At 72.3% G+C, this 18,508-nt stretch carries 17 protein-coding genes and 3 pseudogenes; 9 read left to right on the top strand and 11 right to left on the bottom strand.

What is annotated here, in order from left to right:
• Positions 1-3: 3 nt before the first annotated feature.
• Complete coding sequence (locus ACFY9V_RS34330; protein ID WP_391164288.1) at positions 4-1,008, top strand: aldo/keto reductase; 1,005 nt, start codon at positions 4-6, stop codon at positions 1,006-1,008.
• Positions 1,009-1,104: 96 nt separating this feature from the next.
• Here ACFY9V_RS34330 and ACFY9V_RS34335 read toward each other — a convergent pair whose 3' ends face one another.
• The 6 genes and pseudogenes from ACFY9V_RS34335 to ACFY9V_RS34360 all read right to left on the bottom strand — a co-directional run bounded on the left by ACFY9V_RS34335 (position 1,105) and on the right by ACFY9V_RS34360 (position 8,587).
• Complete coding sequence (locus ACFY9V_RS34335) at positions 1,105-2,430, bottom strand: NtaA/DmoA family FMN-dependent monooxygenase (RefSeq protein WP_391164256.1); 1,326 nt, start codon at positions 2,428-2,430, stop codon at positions 1,105-1,107.
• Positions 2,431-2,447: 17 nt separating this feature from the next.
• Positions 2,448-3,779, bottom strand: coding sequence for an NtaA/DmoA family FMN-dependent monooxygenase (locus ACFY9V_RS34340; protein ID WP_391164257.1), 1,332 nt, complete (start codon positions 3,777-3,779; stop codon positions 2,448-2,450).
• Between the two features lie 181 nt (positions 3,780-3,960).
• Positions 3,961-4,824: a DMT family transporter gene (locus ACFY9V_RS34345; protein WP_355347646.1), complete on the bottom strand. Its 864-nt coding sequence runs from the start codon at positions 4,822-4,824 to the stop codon at positions 3,961-3,963.
• A gap of 180 nt (positions 4,825-5,004) precedes the next feature.
• Positions 5,005-6,882: a chitobiase/beta-hexosaminidase C-terminal domain-containing protein gene (locus ACFY9V_RS34350; protein ID WP_391164289.1), complete on the bottom strand. Its 1,878-nt coding sequence runs from the start codon at positions 6,880-6,882 to the stop codon at positions 5,005-5,007.
• Positions 6,883-7,017: 135 nt separating this feature from the next.
• Positions 7,018-7,386: pseudogene (locus ACFY9V_RS34355) on the bottom strand (hypothetical protein); the annotation flags it as partial.
• 349 nt (positions 7,387-7,735) lie between these two features.
• Positions 7,736-8,587 carry an alpha/beta fold hydrolase gene (locus ACFY9V_RS34360; RefSeq protein ID WP_391164258.1) on the bottom strand — a complete coding sequence of 284 codons (852 nt, stop codon included), beginning with the start codon at positions 8,585-8,587 and terminating at the stop codon, positions 7,736-7,738.
• A gap of 101 nt (positions 8,588-8,688) precedes the next feature.
• Between ACFY9V_RS34360 and ACFY9V_RS34365 the strand changes: the two genes are divergently transcribed.
• Complete coding sequence (locus tag ACFY9V_RS34365) at positions 8,689-9,111, top strand: winged helix-turn-helix transcriptional regulator (RefSeq protein WP_391052430.1); 423 nt, start codon at positions 8,689-8,691, stop codon at positions 9,109-9,111.
• A gap of 237 nt (positions 9,112-9,348) precedes the next feature.
• Here the strand turns inward: ACFY9V_RS34365 and ACFY9V_RS34370 are convergent, their stop codons facing one another.
• Positions 9,349-9,915, bottom strand: a complete 567-nt coding sequence (locus ACFY9V_RS34370) for a TetR family transcriptional regulator (RefSeq protein ID WP_391052431.1) — start codon at positions 9,913-9,915, stop codon at positions 9,349-9,351.
• A 109-nt stretch (positions 9,916-10,024) separates the two neighbouring features.
• Here ACFY9V_RS34370 and ACFY9V_RS34375 point away from each other — a divergent pair, with 109 nt between their 5' ends.
• The gene (locus ACFY9V_RS34375; protein WP_391164259.1) at positions 10,025-10,948 is read left to right on the top strand and encodes an NmrA family NAD(P)-binding protein; all 924 of its coding nucleotides are present in this window, start codon (positions 10,025-10,027) and stop codon (positions 10,946-10,948) included.
• A 64-nt stretch (positions 10,949-11,012) separates the two neighbouring features.
• On the opposite strand, the pseudogene ACFY9V_RS34380 reads toward ACFY9V_RS34375, so the two are convergent.
• Positions 11,013-11,120, bottom strand: a pseudogene (locus ACFY9V_RS34380) (TetR/AcrR family transcriptional regulator); the annotation flags it as partial.
• Positions 11,121-11,400: 280 nt separating this feature from the next.
• Here ACFY9V_RS34380 and ACFY9V_RS34385 point away from each other — a divergent pair.
• Positions 11,401-11,886, top strand: coding sequence for a GNAT family N-acetyltransferase (locus ACFY9V_RS34385; RefSeq protein ID WP_391164260.1), 486 nt, complete (start codon positions 11,401-11,403; stop codon positions 11,884-11,886).
• On the opposite strand, the gene ACFY9V_RS34390 is transcribed toward ACFY9V_RS34385, so the two are convergent.
• Complete coding sequence (locus ACFY9V_RS34390) at positions 11,876-12,319, bottom strand: glutaredoxin domain-containing protein (RefSeq protein WP_391164261.1); 444 nt, start codon at positions 12,317-12,319, stop codon at positions 11,876-11,878. The genes ACFY9V_RS34385 and ACFY9V_RS34390 overlap by 11 nt on opposite strands.
• A gap of 175 nt (positions 12,320-12,494) precedes the next feature.
• Between ACFY9V_RS34390 and ACFY9V_RS34395 the strand changes: the two genes are divergently transcribed.
• The gene (locus ACFY9V_RS34395; RefSeq protein WP_391164262.1) at positions 12,495-13,025 is read left to right on the top strand and encodes a GNAT family N-acetyltransferase; all 531 of its coding nucleotides are present in this window, start codon (positions 12,495-12,497) and stop codon (positions 13,023-13,025) included.
• Positions 13,026-13,061: 36 nt separating this feature from the next.
• Here ACFY9V_RS34395 and ACFY9V_RS34400 read toward each other — a convergent pair whose 3' ends face one another.
• The gene (locus ACFY9V_RS34400) at positions 13,062-13,556 is read right to left on the bottom strand and encodes a MarR family transcriptional regulator (protein ID WP_391164263.1); all 495 of its coding nucleotides are present in this window, start codon (positions 13,554-13,556) and stop codon (positions 13,062-13,064) included.
• A gap of 91 nt (positions 13,557-13,647) precedes the next feature.
• Here ACFY9V_RS34400 and ACFY9V_RS34405 point away from each other — a divergent pair, with 91 nt between their 5' ends.
• The 3 genes from ACFY9V_RS34405 to ACFY9V_RS34415 all read left to right on the top strand — a co-directional run bounded on the left by ACFY9V_RS34405 (position 13,648) and on the right by ACFY9V_RS34415 (position 16,678).
• Positions 13,648-14,514, top strand: a complete 867-nt coding sequence (locus ACFY9V_RS34405; protein WP_391164264.1) for a haloalkane dehalogenase — start codon at positions 13,648-13,650, stop codon at positions 14,512-14,514.
• A 217-nt stretch (positions 14,515-14,731) separates the two neighbouring features.
• Positions 14,732-15,625 carry a virginiamycin B lyase gene (locus tag ACFY9V_RS34410; protein ID WP_391164265.1) on the top strand — a complete coding sequence of 298 codons (894 nt, stop codon included), beginning with the start codon at positions 14,732-14,734 and terminating at the stop codon, positions 15,623-15,625.
• Between the two features lie 147 nt (positions 15,626-15,772).
• The gene (locus ACFY9V_RS34415) at positions 15,773-16,678 is read left to right on the top strand and encodes a phosphotransferase (protein WP_391164290.1); all 906 of its coding nucleotides are present in this window, start codon (positions 15,773-15,775) and stop codon (positions 16,676-16,678) included.
• A gap of 78 nt (positions 16,679-16,756) precedes the next feature.
• Here ACFY9V_RS34415 and ACFY9V_RS34420 read toward each other — a convergent pair.
• Positions 16,757-16,963 (bottom strand): annotated as a pseudogene (locus ACFY9V_RS34420) (response regulator transcription factor); the annotation flags it as partial.
• Between the two features lie 238 nt (positions 16,964-17,201).
• Between ACFY9V_RS34420 and ACFY9V_RS34425 the strand changes: the two are divergent.
• Entirely contained in the window at positions 17,202-18,401 is a 1,200-nt protein-coding gene (locus ACFY9V_RS34425; RefSeq protein ID WP_391164266.1) for an anhydro-N-acetylmuramic acid kinase, read from the top strand.
• Positions 18,402-18,508: the final 107 nt, after the last annotated feature.

Below are 18,508 nucleotides of genomic sequence, written 5' to 3' on the forward strand. Positions count from 1 at the left end.
GACATCACTCGACGCAGGCTCGGCACCGAGGGGCTGGAGGTCTCGGCCCTCGGCCTGGGCTTCATGAGCTTCGCGCGGTCCACCGACGCCGACGAGCGGCACAGCGCGTCGGCGTTGGTGGGCGAGGCGATCGACCTCGGCATCGACTTCTTCGACACCGCCGACATCTACGGCCCGGCCATCAGTGAGACGCTGCTCGGGCAGGCGGTCAAGGGCCGCCGTGACGGCCTGGTCATCGCCACCAAATTCGGCAACCCGCTCGACCGGGCCACCAACCCCGACGCCCGCCCCATCGACGGCCGTCCGGAGTACGTACGGTCGGCGGTGGAGGGCTCGTTGCGGCGCCTGGGCGTCGACCACATCGACCTCTACTACCAGCACCGCGTCGATCCGGCGGTGCCGATCGAGGAGACGGTCGGCGCGCTGAAGGAGCTGGTCGAGGCGGGCAAGGTCCGCTGGATCGGTCTGTCGGAGCCGGGTCCGCGGACCCTGCGCCGCGCCCATGCCACACATCCGGTCACCGCGATCCAGAACGAGTGGTCGCTCTTCACCCGCGACATCGAGGCCGAAACGCTGTCCATCGCGCGGGAGTTGGGCATCGGCATCGTGCCGTTCTCGCCGCTGGGCCGCGGGTGGCTGACCGGTCGGCTGCGCAGCCGCGCGGACCTGACGGGCCGTCGGCTGGAGCACCCGCGGTTCGCCGAGGAGGTCTTCGACACGAATGTGAAGTTGGCCGACGAGGTCGTCGCCGTCGCGGCCGAACTCGGCGCCGAGCCCGGTCAGGTGGCCCTCGCCTGGGTGCTCTCGCGGGGTGAGGACGTCGTGCCGATCCCCGGCACCCGGCACGCCGCGTATCTGCGGGAGAACGTCGGCGCGTTCGACGTCACGCTCACACCGGAGCAGGCCGCGCGACTGGCCGGTATCGCCGAGCGGGTCGAGGGCGACAGGGCGCTGCGGCCCGGCGCCATCGGGGCCGAGGCGCGCCTGCCGGACGCCGGCGGTTCCTGATCCGGCGGCAGCCCGAAGAGCCGCCCGGCGTACCGGCCCCGTGGGATGGGGGTCGGTACGCCGGGCGGCTCCGTCGCGCCGTGCTGCCCTGCGGCCTCAGACCGGGGTGGCCGCCGGGATGGGCAGGCCGAGGTTGCCGCGCAGCGTGCTCGCCTCGTACTCCTTGCGGAAGATCCCGCGCCGCTGGAGCTCCGGCACCAGGTGGTCGACGATGAGGTCGAGGCCGTCGGGGTAGAGGTCGTGGTTCAGGTTGAACCCGTCCGCGGCGCCCTCGGTGAAGTACGCCTCCATCTCGTCGGCGATCTGCTCCGGGGTGCCCACCACCATGCGGTGACCGCCGCCGGCGATGTGCCGGTCGAGCAGGTCGCGCACCGTCAGGTTCTCGTTGCGGGCGGACTGGAGCACGGAGTTGGCGAAGCCGTAGCTGCTCGGCTTCCACTCCGGCGAGTTGATCAGGTCCCAGGGCGGCTGCCGGTCGAGCTCCAGGCTGTCCACCGGCAGGCCGAGCTGCGCCGCCAGCGACGTCAGGGCGTCGGTGGTGTCGGTGCTCAGACCGGCCAGCAGGTCGCGGCGCTCGCGCGCCTCGGCCTCGGTGCTGCCGATGACCGGCCACAGTCCGGGCAGGATCAGAACGTCGTCGGGGTCGCGGCCGTGAACGTCGCGGGCCCGGGCCTTCACCTTGGCGGCGAAGTCCTTGCCCTGCTGGAGGTTGTGCGCGGCGCAGAAGACCGCGTCGGCGTACTTCGCGGCCAGGTCGATGCCCTGCTCCGACGCGCCCGCTTGCAGGACGACGGGGTGGCCCTGCGGCGAACGCGGCACCTGGTACCAGGTCTTGACCCGCAGGTGCTCGCCGACGTGGTCGACCTCGCGCACCTTCGTCAGGTCGGTCAGCTCACCTGACGCCTTGTCACCGACGAGCGCGTCGGGGTCCCATGACTCCCACAGCGCCCTGATCACCGCGATCGCCTCGTCCGCGCGGCCGTAGCGGGCGTCCCGGTCGGGGTGCGCGTCGAGGCCGAACTGGGCCCCGGCGCGCGGCGACTGCGTGGTGACGACGTTGACCGCGGCCCGGCCGCCCGAGACCAGGTCGAGCGAGGAGCCCAGCCGGGCGATGTGGTACGGGTGGCGGTAGGTGGACGACACGGTCGCCACCAGGCCGACGTGCGTGGTGGCGCGGGCGATCGCGGTCAGCACGACGAACGGGTCGATCGCGTTCCACGGCCTGGTGAAGTCCTGCTGGGAGAATCCGAGGGTCTCGGCGAGGAACACCGCGTCCAGCAGGCCGCGTTCCGCGGTCCGGCCGAGGTTCTCCCATTCGTCGATGTCGAGGAAGCCGAGCGGGTCGTCGCGCAGGCGCCAGCCCCCCGGTGCTCGGCCCAGCGCGTTGGCGTTGACGTTCAAGTGCAGTCGGCGTGTGCTCACTGGTGGCGGTCTCCTGATCAGGCCGTGCGCGCGGTGGCGCGGCTCGCGTCGGTCACCAGGGGCGGAAGCCCGTAGTGGCCGCGCAGCGTGGTGGACTCGTACTCCCTGCGGAAGATCCCGCGCCGCTGGAGCTCCGGCACCAGGTGGTCGACGACCTGCTCCAGGCCGGAGGGGAAGATGTCGAAGTTGATGTTGAAGCCGTCGGCGGCGCGTTGGGTGAACCAGCTCTCGATCTCGTCGGCGACCTGCTCGGGCGTGCCGACGATCGCGTTCTGCGCGTTCGCGCGGCGTTCGAGGACCTCGCGCACGGTGAGGTCTCCCTGGCGCGCCACGGACAGCACGCCGTTGGCGGCGCCGACGCTGCGCGGGCTCCACCGCGGCGAGTTGATGTAGTCCCAGGGCAGGGCCTTGTCCAGGCTCAGCAGGTCGACGGGGACGCCGAGTTGGACGGCCAGCGCGCGCACTGCGGCGTCGTCCGCCTCCACGGGACCGACCAGTTCGGCGCGGCGCCGGATCGCCTCGGCCTCGGTGCCGCCGAGGGTGATGTTGAGGCCGGGAAGGACCAGGAGTTCGTCGGGGTCGCGCCCGTGGGCGGCGGCGCGGGCCTTCAGCCCGCGGTAGAACTCCTGCCCAGTCGACAGGGTGTTGGAGGCGCAGAACACGGCGTCCGCGTGCTGCGCGGCCAGTTCGATGCCCAGGGGCGACGCTCCGGCCTGGACGATGACCGGCCGCCCCTGCACGGAGCGCGGGAACTGGAACCGCCCCCTGAAGCCCACGTGTTCGCCGTCGAAGTCCACCGTCGGGACCCGGCCGTCGTCCACCAGTTCGCCCGTCGTGGGGTCGGCGACCAGGGCGTCCGGGTCCCAGGAGTCCCACAGCCGCTTGACGGCGTTCAGCACCTCTTCGGCGCGCCCGTACCTGACCTCGCGTGCGGGAAGCGGTCCCCGCCCGTACAGGGCCGCGGCCGCGTCCTCGCCGGAGGTGACGATGTTGACCGCCGCCCGGCCGCCGGAGGTGATGTCGAGCGTCGCGGCGCGGCGCGCGATGTCCCACGGCTGGTAGAAGGTCGCGGACAGGGTCGTCACCAGACCGATGTGGCGGGTGGCGCGGGCCACCGCCGTCTGGAGCATGAACGGGTCGAAGGCGTGCCACGGCTTGCTGAAGTCGGTGGCGCCGAGGTGGTCGGCGAGGAAGACCGCGTCCAGCAGGCCGCGCTCGGCGATCCGCCCGAGCTTCTCCCAGGAGGCGACGTCGAGGAACCAGGTGGGCGGAGAGCTGTGCCGCCAGCTGTTCGGCGGTTTCGCCAGCCCGTTGGCGTTGACGTTGAGGTGCAGGAATCGTTCGGTCACGGCCCCATGCTTGGGCGAACCGCTCCGGGGATGAAGCCGAAGCGGCTACCGGTTCCCTTAAGCTGCCCTTCGCGGTTCGCGCCAGGCCCGGGCCGGTATCGGGCCGGTGCCGCGCCGTTGTCGAGCCGGTGCCGGGCGGATGTCAGGTCGGTGCCGGGCCGAGACCGGGCGGCCCGTGCGGTCAGCCCGCCAGTTCCCTGATCAGCGGGACCGCGCGGGAGAGCCGGACGGTGCCGTAGGCGATCAGGCCGACGGCCGCCAACTGCGGCACGACCCACCAGCCGGTACGGATGTGCTCGCCGTAGACGGTGATGCCCAGCGCCAGGCTGACGGTGGCGTCGCCGAGAGTGAGGGCGGGCTGCGAGGCGATGATCGGCCCGGACTGGAGGGCGCTCTCCAGCAGGAAGATCGCGGTGACGCCGCACAGCGCGAAGCCGTAGGTCTGCCAGGCGGTCAGGAAGGCGACGCCGCCGTGCGCGGAGAAGGTGTCGGCGGCGGACTTCATCAGCGCCGCGGTGAGCGCGTTGGCCACCGCGGAGGCGGCGCCCAGCAGGGCGGCCCTCGGCGCGCCGGAGGGCCGGTGGCGGGCGATGACGACCGCCCAGCCGATGGCGCCCACGCAGAGCAGGACGGCGGGCACCCAGTGCGCCATGGACGCCTGGGCGCCGCCGCCGCCCGGCGCCGCGGCGCCCAGGGCGAGCGCCAGACCCGCGACCATGCAGGCGACGCCGCTCCAGCCCGCGCGCGGCAGGGCGCGCCCGAGTAGCGGCACGCTGAAGAGCAGGGCGAGCGGAAGTTCCAGGATGAAGACGGGCTGCGCGAGGGCCAGCGGTCCCGCCACCAGGGCGAGGGCCTGGAAGGCCGCGGCGCCCGCCACTCCGCAGATGCCGAGCAGCCACACCGGCTGCCGGATCATCGCGAGCATCTGACGCGGGCGCATCGCGTCGTTGGGCGGCACGGCGAGCGCGGCCTTGCGCTGGAGGACGGTTCCCACCGCGTTGCTGGCCGCACCGAGCAACGCGAAGAACACACACAGCACCAGCAGGGTCGGCCTCCCGTGACGTAACTCCCCTGGCGCAGCGTAGGCGGCGCGCGGCGCCGACGCACACGCGGGTGGGGGTCACGGGCCCGGCTTCACCCGTTCGCGGGGGCGGCCCGGTGCTCCCGCCTGCACGGGAGCACCGGGCCGCCGTCACCGTGGGTTCACGGTGAGGGGATCAGCGGGTCACGGATAGGACACGACATTGCTGGGGGTGGTGTTGGACGCGGTGACCGCTCCGGTGTCGTTGATGACGTGGGTGATGGTGCCCACGCCGCCGAGCGAGACGGTCAGCGCGCTGTGGAATTTCACGCCGGAGGTGTTGGGCACCTCGAACGCGTGGTAGCTGTTCACCGCCGGGTTGACGTTGAAGTAGCAGTAGCTGCCGAGCCCCCACGCCTCATGGGTGGTGACGTTCGCGCCGACCTTGTAGGCGGCGTATCCGTTCTGCCCGTTGGGGTTGACCCAGGCGGCCTGGTTCGGCGGGTCGTACGGCATCTCGTTCTGGAAGAAGATCGTCTTGCCGCCCTGGCCGTTCCAGACGACCTCGTACTTCTGGTAGTGCTCGACGAACAGTCCGGTCGCGAGCACATTGGCGCCGTTGACGATCAGACCGGTGTCGGCGGTGTTGGACGTCCAGCCGACGCCGCTGCCGTGGTCGGCGCGCCAGGCCCAGATGTGGTCGATGATCGTGTTGGCGCTGTTCACGATGAGGCTGGTGGTGGCCTTGCCCGCGACCTGGCCGCCGATCCGGAAGAAGACGTCCTGGATGGTGGTCGGGTTGGCGGCGTGGCTCGCGGTGGAGCCGGAGGGGCCGACGGTCAGCAGCGCGGCGGAGTTGGTGGTGCCCGCGTCGAAGAGCAGACCCTTGAGGCGTACGCCGTCCACGTCGGCGACCTGCATGGCGTTGACGCCGTTGTCGGGCACGAACGTCGGGTAGCCGATGCCGAGGATGGTGGTGTTGGCCTTGGTCACGTTGAGCGTCTGGTTGAGGTGGTAGACGCCGGGGGTGACGAAGAGGTTGCAGCCCTGGGACAGGGCGGTGTTGATGGTCGCGGCCGTGTCCCCGGCCTTGACCACGTAGAACTGGCTCATCGGCAGCGAGGTGCCGGGGGTGCTGCCGTTGGCCCAGCTCGGTCCGGACGCGTTGGTGCGCAGCGACGGCAGGAAGACCCGGTACTTGCCCGCGCTGTCGACGTACAGGTACGGCACGTCACGGGAGACCGGGGTGGTGGCCAGCGTGGTCTCCGGCGGGTTCGGGAAGGTGTTGGCCGGGGCGCCGTTGACGCCGGAGAAGACCATGTTCCACACGCCGCCCGCCCAGCTCCCGAGGTTGCTGTCGCGGGTGTACCACTGCTGCTGCGAGACGGACGCGGCCTGGCCGCTGACCTTGGTGTCGGCGATGTAGCCGCCGCTGGCGTAGCCGTAGCTGGCCGGGTAGAGCGCGAGCCCGCCGTGCACGTCGATCCGGCGGAAGGGCGCGGCCTGTGCGACGGCCCAACGGTCGGTGCCGCTGGAGGGGTTGATCGCCAGATTCTCCGCGGACCGCCAGAAGTTCTGGGTCGCGTTGCCCGCGTCGGAGGCGTTGAAGGCGTCCACGGTGACGTCACCGTTGATCGTGACGTCGTCGGGGTTCTGGCCGAGACCGGCCACCGAGGTGTAGAAGCCGACGTTGTCGGACACGTTGTACGTGCCTGGCTTGAAGAGCTGCGCGACCCGGTTGTTGCTGAACTGCGCGGTCTGGGTGTCCTTCTGCTGCGCGAACTGCGCGTCGAGCTGCGCCTGGATGGTGGCGCTGGACATCGACGGGTCGTAAATGTGGACGTTCGACCCGAAGTTGGGAGTGTCCGACTGCGTCGGGCAGCTCGCCGAGGTCGAGCCGATGGTGTAACTGGCGGTGGCCACGGCCGAGTTGGTGGACCCGGACTTGATGCCGATCGCCTTGACCGTGGTGCTCGCCGAGATGTTCAGCGGCGCGCTGTAGAGCGTGGAGGAGGCGGTCGGCGTGGAGCCGTCCAGCGTGTAGCGGATGCTCGCGCCCGAGGTGGCGTCGGATATCGTCACGCTCTGCGCCGAGCTGAAGGTGCCGCCCGCCGGGCTGAAGGTCGGCGTGGCGACGGTCGTTCCGGTGCCGCCGGTGCCGCCGCCGGTCGTACTCCCGCTGCCCTGGGTGTACGAGAAGTGCGGCGTGTCGTACTGCGGGCCGCTTTTCTCGTACGTGAACCAGTAGTCGAGCACGGTGCCGGTGGTCAGCGAGCTGACGGTCTGGGTCCAGACGCCCGCGTTGTTGGTCATCCGGACGTTCTGCTGATTCGCGCCGTTGACCAGGTAGTGGACGTCGACGTAGGCGGCGGCCGTGGTGGGCTTGAACGTGATCTGCGCCTGCGTGGAGTTCAGTTGGGCGACGCTCTGCGTGTAGTCGGACGCGTCCGCCGAGGCGGTGCCGACGGTCTGGGTGAGGCCGATGATCCCGGCCAGAACGAGGACGAGGGCCCCGAGCAGGGCGACCACGCGTCGCTGCCGACGCGGCGTGCCCTCGGTACGGGCCGGGAGGATGGATCTGCGCATGTGTGGGGGTCCTTTCGCCTGGGTTCGCGAAGTGAACACCAGGGTCAGCGCGGAGATGTGGGGGTGGATCGCGCTCGGCACTGCACATTCAGAGCCAAGGTCCCGCCTTGGCCCTTTGATTCAGTCTCTTGAAAACGCTCTCAATCTGCGGATGGCGGTAATCCCGAATCCGTAAGGCAGTGTCAAGTGGCCATGGCGAGCCGTCAAGCACATGCACCGGATTCACACAGTGAACGATTCGAGTGGGGCGTGCGGGAGACGTGGGGTCCGTGGTGCGCCGCCCAGGTCACGCCTCGTCCGCGGTCATCCCTGCCCCCGCTCACGCCCGCCTCGGTCACGCCCGCCCCGGTCACGCCCTGCCCGCGTCGTCGCGGGCCAGGAACGGGCGCAGGAGCGCGAGCAGGGCGCGCGGCCGGTGCAGCGGGATGATGTGGCCGCAGTCCTCGATGAGGTGTGCGGTGAGATCGTCGGCCAGCGGGCGCAGTTGGTGTGCGAGCACGTCGCCGACCGGCTGGGCGCCCAGGGCCATCGTCGGCACCGTCAGGCGGTGGGCGGCGACCGCCTCACCGATCCGCGCCGCGCTCTCGGGCAGGGCGCGGTAGTACGAGAACGCGCGGCTCAACGCCTCGCGGCCGGTGTACGCGCGCACGAACGCGTCCCGAAGTGCGGGGCGCACTCCCTCGCCGAGCGTGCCGGAGCGCAGGAACCAGTCGACGTACTCGGCTTCGTGACCCTCCAGCACGGTCTCGGCGAGGCCGGGCGCCGCGCGGTGGAAGCCGAACCACCACGGCGGTCCGGCGGCGAGGAAGTCCTCGGCGCCGGGCAGCGCGCCCAGCAGGGATTCCATGACGACCAGGCGGCGGACGAGGCCGGGGTGGCGCAGGGCGAGGAGGAAGGCCGCGGGGGCGCCCGCGTCGATGCCCACCACCGCGGCGGACGACACGCCGAGCGCGGCGAGGAGCGCGGCGGCGTCCTCGGCCAGGGTGCCCGCGTCGTATCCGGACGGGGCAGGACCACTCGCGCCGAAGCCGCGCAGGTCGGGCGCGATGACGCGGTAGCGGCCGGTCAGATCGGCCATGACGTCCGTCCACACCTCCCAGGTGTGCGGGAAGCCGTGCAGCAGCAGGACGGCGGGACCCGATCCGGCGAGGGCGACGTTCAGTTCGACACCGTTGACGGGCACGCGGCGCAGTTCGGGCATGACGGGACTCCAGGAGTGGTAACCAATGGTGACAAGATCACGCTAGGGAACTAACCTGGTCCGCCCAAGACGGCACTTTCCCCTCAGGTGGTGAGCCCCAGGTGACCACGTCCGGGCCCGACGCATCGGGCACGTACGGGCCGCGGCCCGGCGACCGCGGTGACCTGCTGGATCCGCGCTGCCCGACCCGCCAACTGCTCGACCGCATCGGCACCAAGTGGACGTCGATGGCGGTCAAGACGCTGGCCGAGCAGGCTCCGGGCGAGGTCCGCTTCGCCGAACTGCGGCGCCGCATCCCCGGCATCTCGCAGAAGATGCTGTCCGCCACCTTGCAGAGCCTGGTCCGCGACGGCCTGGTCACGCGCCGCGTGGAACCGACGGTGCCACCCGCCGTCCACTACCGCCTCACCGACCTCGGCCTGTCCCTCGAACACCCCCTCGCCGCCCTGCGCGACTGGGCCGAGACCCACATGCCGGAGATCGACCGCAACAACCGGCTCGCCGACGGGCCGTCTCCCGACTAGGGCCTGTCCGGCGGATCATGGGCGGTCCAGGCGGCGACCGGTGCTCCCCGGACTCCGGCCGGGGGGACCCGCTGAGCGGAAGGCGCCGGGATGCCCGCACAGCGGAACTGTTCGGGTATTCCGGCAACGCGACGGGCGTGCGTGCCAGACGCCGAAGGGGCCATTCCCGATCCGCCGGACAGGCCCTCGTCGTATTGACCTAGCGCCCGCGCGGCCGACGGCGACAGGCGCCGTTGCTCAGCGCTGGGGGCTCAGGCCCGCCACCGACAGGTCGAAGAGTTGGCGGGCGCGGGCGGCGGGGTCGGGGGCGTGCTCCGTAGCCAGGGCGATGCCGACCAGCAGGGTGATCAGGTCGAGGGCGGTGACGTCCTTGGCCACCGCGCCGTCCCGCGCGGCGCGGCGGAGCAGCGGGCCCGCCGCTTCTTCGAGCGTGGCCGAGCAACTGTTGTTGTGCACCGGGTCGACTCCGGCGGCGTTGTAGGACAGCGCGGTGGCCAGGCCGCGGGCGGAGACGCAGTAGGTGAGGACGTCGCCGAGCCACTCCAGCAGCGCGCCGCGGCTCTCGCCTTCGCCGGTCAGCTCGTGCGCGCGGACGCGCAGGGCCTCGATCCGCTCCCGGGAGACCGCCTCCAGCAGCGCTTGGCGGGTGGGGAAGTGCCGCCGCACGGTCGCGGAGCCGACCCCCGCCGTGCGGGCGATCTGTTCCAGCGAGGCGTCGGCCCCGTGGGCGGCGACTTCCTGCTGGGCCACGGCGAGGATGCGCGTGTAGTTGCGCCGGGCATCAGCGCGCTGGCCATCCGGCATGGCCTACCTCCATGGTTGCCAAGTGGCGGGGTCCGCCATATCGTACCCGGAAGAGAAACGGCGGGCCCCGCCGTTTAGCGTCTCCCCGCACGAGCACCCGAGGAGCATCATGTCCGCACGCCCCGCACCGGTCCTGGTCACCGGCGCCACCGGCCGGCAGGGCGGCGCCACCGCCCGCGCCCTGCTCGCGTCCGGCGTCCCCGTCCGCGCCCTGGTCCGCGATCCGGCCGCCGACCGGGCCAAGGCCGTCGAGGCGCTCGGCGCCGAACTGGTCACCGGCGACCTGCGCGACCGCGGCTCCGTGGTCCGGGCCGCCGAGGGAGTCCGCGCCGTCTTCTCCGTACAGATGCCCGAGATGACGGCGGAGAGCTTCGACTTCGAGGGAGAGGTGACGCAAGGCGTCAACCTCGTCGAGGGCGCGAAGGCCGCAGGAGTGCCGCAGTTCGTGCACACCTCCGTGACCGGCGCCGGTCAGCACACCGAGGCGCCCGGCTGGGCCGAGGGCCGCTGGCCTTACATGGAACCCGTCCTGGGCGCCAAGAGCGCGATCCAGGACGCGGTCCGCGCGGCGGGTTTCCCCCACTGGACGCTGCTCAAGCCCGGCTTCTTCATGGAGAACTTCCTTCCGTCCATGGCGTTCCTGTTCCCGCGCGGCATCGACGGCGGCCTGGTGAGCGTCCTCAGGCCGGACACCCATCTGTCGCTGATCGCGGTGGACGACATCGGCCGCGCCGCCGCGGCGGCCTTCGCCGATCCGGAGCGGTTCGACCGGGTCGAACTGGAGCTGGCGGGCGACTATCTGTCGATGACTCAGATCGCCGACGTCCTCTCGCGGGCCCTGGGCACGCACCTGCCCGCGCCGGACATGACAGAGCAGGAGGCGCTCGCCGCCGGAATGCCGGCCATGGGCGCTTCGCATGAATGGCTCAACGCGGTCGACCAGCCGGGCCGCCCGCAGTACGCGCGGGAGCTCGGCATCCCGCTCACCGGCTTCGAGGAGTGGGCGCGGCAGCGCATGGTGGCCGCGGTCTGAACCGCGCCCGTGAGGCGAGCGGGCCCGCACCGCGACCGGCCGGAGCCCGCGGTGAGCCGTCCCCTCAGGCGCCGGGGAGGACGGCCGCGACGACCTTGCGGATCGCGGCGGGTGTCGGCGGCGGTCCGTCGCGGTCGGCGAACAGCAGATGGCCGGCGCCGATCAGGCTCGGGGGCGAGGAGAGCGGCCTCGGCCGCCGCGTCGAGCGGCTGCGGCGGCTGCGTCCGCGTCGCGACCGGCCCACCGAAGAGGGTGAAGAACTCGTCCTGCCCAGCCGGAGCGCACATGCTCCGGCCGTCCGAGCCGGGCTGGGACGCCACCTGCCGCCGCCTCCTGGCGACCTGTCTGCGAGGCCCGCGGCGTGAGCCGTGACCGACCCCGATGACCCCGCGCGCCTCGGCCGGCGGAAAACCACAGGCCGCGCGGCGGCCCAACTGCCTATATTCCTGGCCATGCCCCAGATCGAACTGCTCCACCCGGACCACTCCCCCGCGCTGCTCGCCTTCGAGCGGGAGAACCGGGCCTACTTCGCCGCGACGATCCCCGATCGGGGCGACGACTTCTTCGCCCGCTTCGACGACCACCTCCGTGACCGGCTGGCCGAGCAGGAGACCGGCGCCTGCTACTTCCACGTCGTGACCGGCACCGAGGGCGACGTCCTCGGCCGGATCAATCTCGTCGACGTCGCCGACGGCGGCGCCGACCTCGGCTACCGGATCGCCGAACGCGCCGCGGGCCGGGGCCTGGCCACCTGGGCGGTACGGGAACTGTGCCGCACGGCCGCCACCGACTACGGGCTGACCGTCCTGCGCGCCGGAACCACCCTCGACAACGCGGCCTCCCGAGCCGTACTGGCCCGTACGGGCTTCACCGTCGTCGGCGAGCACCAGTTCTCCGGCCGCCCCGGCCTGACGTACCGCCGCGCCCTCACGCCGTAGCGGACGGGGAGAGCTGTTCGCGCACCCACGCGGGATCGGGGTTGGTGTACGGCCGGCCCGCGACGACGACGGTCGGGACGGTCTCATTGCCCTCGTTGACCGCCCTCACCGCCTCCGCCGCGGCCGGGTCACGCCAGATGTTGACCCAGTGCAACCGGCGGGCCCTGCGGCCGAGTCGGAAGCGCAGGCGCAGGCAGAATTTGCAGCCCGGCCGCCAGTAGACGATCGGCCGGCCGTCGGCGGCGCTGAGGCGCTGCGCCTCGGACGCGCCGATCGACCGGGGGAAGACCAGAGGCGAGTTCAGCCCCGCGAGCAGCACGAAGGCCAGCAGGAAGGTCGCGGCCCGGCCGGGGCTCCCGCCGAGGATCAGCCCCGTCGCGGCGGCCACGCCGCAGAGGACCAGCAGCATCGACAGGAACCACCCACGCATCATGATCAGGCAGCTTATCGGTGCGGTGAACCGCCTCTCGGGCCAGGCCGCGGCTCGCTCGCGTACCCCCCGGACAACCGGACGACCGGAGTCGGCCTCGCGCGCGACGCGTCGCCTTCGGTCGATGACGCCGGTATTCGGTTTGCCGTCGGCCGACGGGCTCGGATAGGAAACGTGCATGCTCAAGGGGAACAAGGTCGGGCTGAGGGCTCGGCACGCGGATGACATCCCGGTCCTGCGGACCGAGCTCTACAACGACGTGGTCAACGCCGCGCGAGCGGAGGGCGGCCCGTGGCGGCCGGTCTCGCCCGAGTCGAAGGATCCGCGGCTGTTCGTGGACGACAAGGAGGAGGGGCATGTCGCCTTCTCCGTCGTGGAGTTGGACGGCGGCGCCCTGGTCGGCACCGCGACGCTCTGGGGTATCGACACCCACAACCGGTCGGCGCACATCGGATTGGGCCTGTTGCCGTCCGCTCGCGGGAAGGGCTACGGGACGGACGTGGTCGCGGCCCTGTGCCAGTACGGTTTCGTCGTGCGCGGCCTGCACCGGTTGCAGATCGAGACACTGGCGGACAATGACCCGATGCTGCGCTCCGCCGAGCGGAACGGCTTCGTCCGCGAGGGCGTGCTGCGCTCATCCGCGTGGGTGATGGGCGAGTTCCTGGACGAGGTCCTGCTCGGGCTCCTGGCCGCGGACTGGAAACCGTAGCCAGGGGCCGCTAGAGGGCGCGGGCACGGGCCGGTATCACATGTGCTGCCCGTGGTGGTCCACGACGGCGGTGAGGAGCCGGGCCAGCTCGGCGCGCTCCGGTTCGGACAGCGGGGCGAGCACCTGGTCCTCCACCTCGGTCAGCAGTCCGTCGAGCTTCAGGAGCCGGCGGCGGCCCGGCTCGGTGAGCGCGATGATGTTCTGCCGACGGTCGGCGGGGTTGGGCGAGCGTTCGAGCAGCCCGCTCTCGGCCAGTTCGTTGACGACCGCGACCATGTCGCTGCGGTAGATGCCCGTACGGCCGCTCAGTTCGGCCTGGCTGGCGGGCCCGAACTCCTCCAGGGTGGCGAGCACCGCGTAGTGCCATTTGCGGGCGCCCTCCCGCGTCAGCTCCTCGTTCACCAGGCGGTCCGAGCGGATCGCGGCGAGCGACAGGAGCCGGGTCCGCAGATTCCGCAGCCGCGCCGGAGTGGCCGCGACGGTGGCCTGCGGTGCGGTCGGGGGTGCCGTGTCACGCGCGCCGTTGCTCATGCCGCGATCATACACTTTGCGTTAGTGCCACTAACGGATTATCTTCGACACGAGATAACCGTTAGTGTGACTAGCGATGTGGAGAAGCGTCATGACCGTGACGAAGGTGCTCGATTCGACGATGTTCCACGAAGAGACGGGCAGCGGCACTCCCGTCGTCCTCCTGCACGGCAATCCCGGCTCGTCCCACCTGTGGCGCAAGGTGCTGCCCGCGATCGACCTGCCCGCCCGCCTGCTCGCGCCCGACCTGATCGGGATGGGCCGCTCGGGCAAGCCCGACGTGTCGTACCGGTTCGCCGACCACGCGCGCTACGTGGACGCGTGGTTCGACCGGCTGGACCTGGACAAGGTGGTGCTCGTCGGCCACGACTGGGGCGGGGCCCTCGCCTTCGACTGGGCGGCCCGCCACCCCGACCGGGTCCTGGGTGTGGCCTTCTTCGAGACCATCGTGCGGCCGATGTCCTGGAGCGAACTGGGCGAGGGACCGCGCTCGCGCGCCGAGACCATGCGCGGGCCGCAGGGCGAAGCCCTGGTGCTCGACCGGAACGTCTTCCTGGAGTCGGCCTTCACCGGCGGGGTGCTGCACCCGGTGGGCGAGGACGACCTGCGGGCCTACCGGGCGCCGTACCCGACTCCCGAGAGCCGCCGCCCGATCCTCGCGTGGGCCCGCTCACTGCCGCTGGACGGCGAGCCGGCCGATGTCACCGAGCGCGTCGAGCAGTACGACAAGTGGCTCGCGAGCAGCGATCAGGTCCCCAAACTGCTGCTCACCTTCGACTCCTCGCCCACCTTGCTGATCGGCCCGGAGACGGCGGACTGGTGCGCGGCGAACATCGCGGCCCTGGAGACCCGGCACTGCGGTCCCGCCGGGCACCACGCCCCGGAGGACCAGCCGCTGGCCATCGCGGACGCGATCACCGCGTGGGCGCGGCGGCACGCGGTGGTCACCGGCCGCTGAGCGCGCGGCCCGGCCGTTCCCGCGCCGGGCCCGTACGGGAAATCAGTTGCGCCCGGTGGCCCCGTGTCAGCAGGGTGCGGGGGTGATCGGGACGGGGACCGCACCGGCCACGGACGTCGGTCGAGCCGCGACCGTATCGGCGTCCCCCTCCGTATCCGCCGTCCGTATCCGCCATCCGTATGCGCTACCCGCATTCGCTTCCGCAGGAGGATTCGCCGTGCAGCGTTCTGAAGGCCCGGCCGTCACGGAGATCCCCGTGGCGGGCAAGGACGCCGGCCCCTACGGCATCGCGGCAGGACCTGACGGCGCCCTGTGGCTCACCCTCGCGCAGAACGGCAGCGTGGCGCGCCTCACCCTCGACGGCGAATTCAGCGAATTCCCGCTGGACTCGCCCGAGAGCCGCCCCACGGTCATCACTGCGGGCCCGGACCGCGCGCTGTGGTTCACCCTCCATCTGGCGAGCGCGATCGGCCGCGTCGGCACCGACGGCGCACTGCGCTCCTACCGGCTGCCGACGCCCGACAGCGGCCCCTTCGGCATCACCACCGGCCCCGACGGCGCGCTGTGGTTCACGCAGATGAACACCGACCGGATCGGCCGGATCACCGTCGAGGGAGAGATCACCGAGTACGCCCTTCCCGTACAGGGCGGCTGTCCCTCGGCGATCGCCGAAGGCCCGGACGGGGCGCTGTGGTTCACGCTCAACCAGGCGAACGCGATCGGCCGCGTCACCGTCGAGGGCGCGGTCGACCTGTACCCCCTGCCGACTCCGGGTGCCGCGCCGGTCGGCATCGCCAGTGACGGCGCCGCCTTGTGGTTCGTCGAGATCGCGGCGGGGCAGATCGGCAGGATCACGACGGACGGGCGGATCGAGGAGTTCGCGCTCCCCGACCGTACGGCCAAGCCGCACGCCGTCGTCGCGGCCGGCGTCGGGGACTGCTGGTTCACCGAATGGGGAGCCAACCGCATCGGTCACCGCGCGGCGAGCGGCGAGATCACCGCGTACGACCTGCCGACCGCTTCATCGGAGCCGCACGGCATCACCGTGGGTCCGGACGGCGCTGTCTGGTCGGCCCTGGAGGTGGGAGCCGTCGCACGGCTCGCGCCCTGAGGTGAACCGCCGCCTCGGCGGGGCCGGGCGGGTCGTCACCGGCCCGCGCGGAGAATCCGGTCGGCGGACCGCGCCTCGCCCGCTGGAACAGTCACGGCCGTCAGCGACCGCCGAGCCACATCGATCGCATCGCTTCAAGGAGCCGTCCTGACCACGCAGCACACCCCGGACGCCGCGGACTTCCGCCCCGCGATCGACACCGCGCTGGTACGACGGCTGGTCGACAGACAGTTCCCGCGGTGGGCCGGCCTTCCCCTGGAACCGCTCGGCGCGGCCGGTTCCGATCATGTGATCCACCGGCTGGGCCGGGAGTTGTCGGTCCGCCTCCCCCGCCACCGCGGCGCCATCGGCCAGGCCGCGAAGGAGGCGCGGTGGCTGCCCCGGCTCGCCGCGCACCTGCCGCTGACCGTCCCCGTACCCGTAGCTGTCGGACGGCCCGACCTCGGCTATCCGTGGCCGTGGGCGGTCACCCGGTGGCTGGACGGCGAGGTGGCCACCGTCGAGCGGCTCGGCGAATCGGTGGGCGCGGCGGTCGAGTTGGCGGAGTTCCTGCTGGCCCTTCAGCGATTCGCACCGCCGGACTCGGTCGCGGACGGGCCAACGGGCCTTGCGGCGAGCCCGTTGGCCGCGCGGGACCGCGCGACACGGGCCGCCGTCGCGAGGGTCGGCGACACCTTCGACGCGGCGGCGATGACCGGCCTGTGGGACGCGGCGCTGCGCGCCCCCGCGTGGGGCTGGCCACCGGTCTGGGTGCACGGCGACTTCCACACCGGCAATCTGCTGACCGTCGACGGCCGCCTCAGCGCGGTCATCGACTTCGGCGGCCTCGCCCTCGGTGACCCGGCCTGCGATCTGATGGTCGCCTTCACCTTGATGTCGGCCGGGAGCCGGGCCGCCTTCCGCGCCACACTCGGCGTGGACGACGCCACCTGGACACGCGGTCGCGGCTGGGCACTGGCCACCGGCCTGAACGCCTACGTGTCCTACGCCGCCGACGATCCGCGAGTCGCCGCACAGACCACCCGCCAGATCACCCAGGCCCTCACCGGCTAGGTCCCGCACAGGGCCGCATTGCTACGACCGGACGGTGGTGTTGTCGTGGCTCTCCGCCATCAGTGCGAGGACTTCGCGTTCGCACGCCGCGCGCAGGCCCTCGTCCCGGAAGCCGGGCGGCATCCGGACGTCGAGTACGGCGATGGCCGGGCGGTGTTCGAGCAGCGCGGGCAGCGCCTCGGGGCCGGTGCCGACGACGTCGACCACCTCGTGCCCCGAGGAGGTGGGCAGCAGGACGAGCCCTTGGCGCAGCAGCGCGTTGTCCTCGGCGAGCACCACGCGCACGGCAACTCCGCCTGGATGACGGTCGGTCCGCCGACCGGACTGGACACGGTGACCTCGCCGTCGAGCGCGGCGACCCGGCGGCCTGTGCCGAGCAGACCCGAGGCGCCGTGCTCCCCGCTCGCCGTCCGCTCGTCCACGCCGCCTCGGCCGCGTGACGGCGAGGAGCCCCGGGTGAGCGGGGAGGACACGTCCGCTCATACTGGGGCGACCGCAGACCCCGCACTCCTGGAGAAGTCACGTGATCGTCGTCGGTCTCATGTCGGGCACCTCGATGGACGGCCTGGATGTCGCCGTCGGTGAGTTCGGGTTCGACGGGGAGGTGCTGACGCTGCGGCCGCTCGGGGCCGAGGAGTACCCGTGGCCGCCCGAGACGCGGGAGCGGCTGCTCGGGCTGCTGCCGCCGTCAGCTGTCGGGCTCGCCGAGGTGTGCGAGGTGGACACGCTGGTGGGGCAGGCGTCCGCGGCGGCGGTCGTTAGGGCGATCGAGCGGTTCTCCGGCGGCCGGGCCGACCTCGTGGCCTCGCACGGCCAGACGGTGTTCCACTGGATCACCGACGGCCGCGCCCTCGGCACCCTGCAACTCGGCCAGCCCGCGTGGATCACCGAGGCGACCGGACTCCCTGTCGTCTCGGACGTACGGGCCCGCGACATCGCGGCGGGCGGCCAGGGCGCGCCGCTCGCAAGCACGCTGGACACGCTGTGGCTCGCGGACGACACGTCGGCCGGTGCCGGGACCGTACCGACCCGCCGGGCCGCGCTGAACCTCGGCGGCATCGCCAATGTGACGGTGGTCGGCGGCCGGGACGAGCCGGTCGTCGCCTTCGACACCGGTCCGGCCAACTGCCTGCTCGACGCCGCCGCCCACCGCGTCACCGGGGGCCGGGCCGGGAGCGACCTCGACGGCCGCCTCGCGCTGGCCGGGACCGTACGCCCGGACCTGCTGGCCCGGCTGCTGGACGAGCCGTACTACCGGCGGGAGGCGCCGAAGTCCACCGGCCGCGAGCTGTTCAGGGCCGACTACGTCGAGCCGCGGTGCGCGGGGCTGCCGCCGGTGTCGGACGAGGATCTGATGGCGACGCTGACGGAGCTGACGGCCGTGACCGTCGCGGACGCCTGCCGCCGGTACGGGCTCACCGAGGTCGTCGCCTCCGGGGGCGGGGTGCGCAATCCGGCGCTGATGGCGGCGCTGCGCGAGCGGCTGAGCCCCGCGGTCCTCGTCACCAGTGACGAGCGCGGGCTGCCCGCGGGCGACAAGGAGGCGTATCTGATGGCGCTGCTGGGCTTCCTCAGCTGGCACGGGATTCCCGGTGTGGTCCCCGGCGCGACCGGCTCCGCGACCCCGCGGGTACTGGGCCGGATCACTCCGGGCGACGCGCCGCTCCGGCTGCCGGAACCGGCCCCGAGCCCGCGCCGCCTCGCCGTCCTGCCGCCGGTCTGACCCGTACCGCCTGGCGACGGCCGACGGCCCGCGGTGGGACACGCTGGGCGGCATCGCCTTGTGCGTACCGCCGTTGAGGCGTGCGCCGTTGAGCCGTGCGCCGATGA

This window comes from Streptomyces sp. NPDC008317 (genome assembly GCF_042955955.1).
In the GTDB taxonomy this organism is placed as follows: Bacteria; Actinomycetota; Actinomycetes; order Streptomycetales; family Streptomycetaceae; genus Actinacidiphila.